Genomic DNA, 3358 nt, shown 5'->3' on the forward strand with positions numbered 1-3358 from the left:
ACCCAGATCGCCAGCTTGGAATGATCAGGATCATTAATCTGCATGGGTGGGCAGGGTGGAAAACAGGCACCACAACAAATACATTTCTTCTCATCAACTTCCAGAGAAGGCTTGCCGTTCACCATGGCAGGGCGAATAGCCGCAACCGGGCAACGTGCTACGACTGAAGGACGTTCACAGGCGTTGGCCACCAGGTCATGGTTGATCTTGGGTGGTTTGGTATGTTGAACGTTGATGGCGATGTCGCCCTGGCCACCACAGTTGATCTGGCAGCAAGAAGTTGTGATATGCACACGGTTAGGCATGGTTTCATTGACGAACTCGTCGTAAAGCTCGTCCATCAAGGACTTAACCACACCAGAAGCATCGGTACCGGGGATATCGCAGTGTAACCAGCCCTGAGTGTGAGAAATCATGGTGACCGAGTTTCCGGTACCACCAACAGGGTAGCCAGCTTCTTCGAATGCGTCGATTAACGGCTGAACTTTCTTCTCGTCAGTAACAGTAATTTCCATGTTACTGCGGATAGTAAAACGTACATAACCATCTGCGTACTTGTCGATGATGTCGCACAGCAAATTCAGCTCAAAGGGACCTAACTGACGCTGTGTGCCTACGCGCACTGTCCATACTTCGTCACCGGTTTTTGATACGTGGTGTAGTACACCGGGACGTGTACGCTCATGCCAGGCCCATTGGCCGTAGTTCTTGATATATGCTGGGTGCATGTATTGAAAAGCGTCGGGACATCCGCTTTCAGTAGGAAATCTTGGTTGTGCTGCTTCGCTCATATATAGCCTCCAAATGCTTTAGTAATTTTGTCAACTTTTCGCCGTACTATTTAACAACGCCCTCTTAGTGAGGGCGTTGTTGTTGGAGTATTTAGCCGGCAGCCTTTCGTTCTTTCCACTTCTCAGCTTCTTCGTCCCACTGATCGGTACGAACGTAGCTACTCACACGTGGGTTGTTGATCATGTTCGGATCTACGTCAACGCCGATACCTTCCAGGAAGTTAACCAGGCCGATACGGTCGATGGTTTCACCGCAACGTTCGTGCTCCAGCGCATTTTCTGCCCAGAAGTCGATAGTTTCTTCAGCTAGCTCTTTAAGCGCTTCGTAATCATCTTCAGTTTCGAGCTTCATGAAAGGAACGATGACAGTACCCATGGTGTCACCGATTTTCAGGGTACGTTTACCACCAATCAGCACAGTAACACCTTTGTCGTCCCCAGGTGACAGGGCTTTGGTCATTACATTGATGCAGTGCATGCAGCGTACACAGTTGCGGTTATCTACCGCTAATGTGTCATCATCGTTAAGTGACAGTGCATTAGTAGGACACTTGCTGACAACGCTATCAACCACGTATTTGCGTCCTTTTGCCTTAACGAATTTTTTAACTTCTTTCTGGTCGACTTTCATATCGTCGCGCCAGGTTCCGATGACTGACATGTCTGAACGCTGAATAGAGTTCATGCAGTCGTTGGGACAACCAGAGACTTTAAACTTAAATTTGTAAGGTAAAGCAGGGCGGTGCATGTCATCGACAAAGTTGTTCACCAACAAACGATGAATTTTTTGCTCATTGGCGCAAGATTGTTCGCAACGCGCGGCGCCGATACAGGACATCGCAGTACGTACACAAGGTCCTGCACCACCTAAATCCCAACCATAGTCATTAATTTCATCGAAGAAATGTTGAGTGTTGTCAGTAGTAGTACCGATAAACATGATGTTGCCGGTTTGACCATGGAATGCGATCAAGCCAGAGCCATATTTGTTCCAGGAGTTGGATAACTGGCGCAACATGTCAGTAGAGTAATGGTTGCCTGGAGGTGGTTGTACGCGCAATGTGTGGAATTCTTTTGATTCGGGGAACATGGGCTTGCCGCTGTCGTCCATGAGTTCAGTGAAGCGTGGAATGATACCGCCGCCATAACCGAATACACTCACGGTTCCACCTTTCCAGTAACCGAGACGTGTTTTGTAGGAATGCTCTAATTGACCCATCAGGTCGACCATCATGTTGTTGTCGGTCGCCAGACGCTTCAAACCATGCACGAAGCTAGGCCATGGGCCTTTTTCGAGTTCGTCTAGCATGGGGGTGTTGTGGAAAGGTTTGGTGGATGTTTTCTCGCTTGGTACATATGTACAATGTTTTTCAGGATTTTTTGGTGTTTGCTGTGCCATTACCCGTGTCTCCTCAATTGAACTCGAATTCTGTGTTAGCTAGCTACTACCGCATTTACTACCGTATTAATAATTCTGTAACGTGAGACCGCACTTACCCTTTGACCTGCACGTCACAACTAAAATCTCAGACTCTGAATTGCGCTAAGTATAAAGAAGAATTCTATGAAACGCAGTCCAATGTGTAACCTAATCTGATGGGTTAGAGTGTTACAAGTGGCTCTATCCCTTTAGTGATATACGTCTGAATCCCCGACTGGATGTAGACGTTTGTTACATACCATTGCTATAAACGCGTTGTGCATTTGATTGCACTTATAATTGTTTATCTAACCACTATATATAGTAGTGATTTAGTAGTGATTCAAAGCGCGTCGAATCTTGTAACCGCGCGGCAGTATATTAAATATTGCTAATATAGTAAAATATTTGGTTCGCTGACTTGCCGAAATATCAACTAACTGATTCAATTGCTAATATTAAACATGAAAGCGTGTGCTGATACATCTTCGCTTCTCCAGATGCCCAGTTTAACCGACACTATGTCTCCATTTGATTTAACTAACAATCAGGAATACAACGTGTGGCGCGACGCCAAACTGGAGAATTATCCCCAGGCGGTGGATCAGCTCCTGGTAGAAATCGCTGACATCAATAATCTGTCAGATTTCGAGCATCAGGCGTTAGTTGATCAATGCAAAAAGACTAATGCTGTCATTTACCGAAGCCGTGTTCCCTTGAGCACAAAAAATAGCCTGAGTAATATTTGCGCAACTTTTGGATTGCAGCACCTGGATAAGAATTTGTACGCTGACGATGATGGGATTTCCGCCTTGCGGGTGTCGTCGCAGAAGCGTCAGTATGAATACATTCCTTATAGTGACAAGCCCATCAAATGGCACACCGACGGTTATTACAATTCGCCCGAGCACAAAATACGCGCAATGGTGTTGCATTGCGCAAATCCTGCGCAAAAGGGTGGCGAGAATTTCCTGCTGGATCACGATATCGTGTACATTTTAATGCGAGATGAGAATCCCGAATATATTGCCGCTTTAATGCAGGCAGATGCCATGACCATTCCTGCCAATATCGAACAAGGTGTTGAAATTCGACCTGCGCAAACAGGTCCGGTGTTTTCAATTGATGAAACGAGCGGGGATTTGCA

General features: G+C 46.2%; 3 protein-coding genes. 1 reads left to right on the forward strand and 2 read right to left on the reverse strand.

Going from position 1 to position 3358, the window contains the following annotated elements; translation table 11 throughout:
• Positions 1-791 (reverse strand): dissimilatory-type sulfite reductase subunit beta (dsrB, locus tag ACWVCM_RS01395; protein ID WP_455199907.1); only part of this gene is annotated, 791 nt, incomplete at its 3' end.
• A gap of 91 nt (positions 792-882) precedes the next feature.
• Positions 883-2190: a dissimilatory-type sulfite reductase subunit alpha gene (dsrA, locus tag ACWVCM_RS01400; protein WP_455199908.1), complete on the reverse strand. Its 1308-nt coding sequence runs from the start codon at positions 2188-2190 to the stop codon at positions 883-885.
• A 485-nt stretch (positions 2191-2675) separates the two neighbouring features.
• Here dsrA and ACWVCM_RS01405 point away from each other — a divergent pair.
• A partial coding sequence (locus tag ACWVCM_RS01405) for a TauD/TfdA family dioxygenase (RefSeq protein ID WP_455199909.1) occupies positions 2676-3358 on the forward strand: 683 nt, incomplete at its 3' end.

It is taken from the genome of Kaarinaea lacus (assembly GCF_975902315.1).

Coding starts and splice junctions, on each gene's coding strand:
- dsrA (WP_455199908.1), bottom strand. CDS start 2,190: ATGGCACAGCAAACACCAAAAAATCCTGAAAAACATTGTACATATGTA.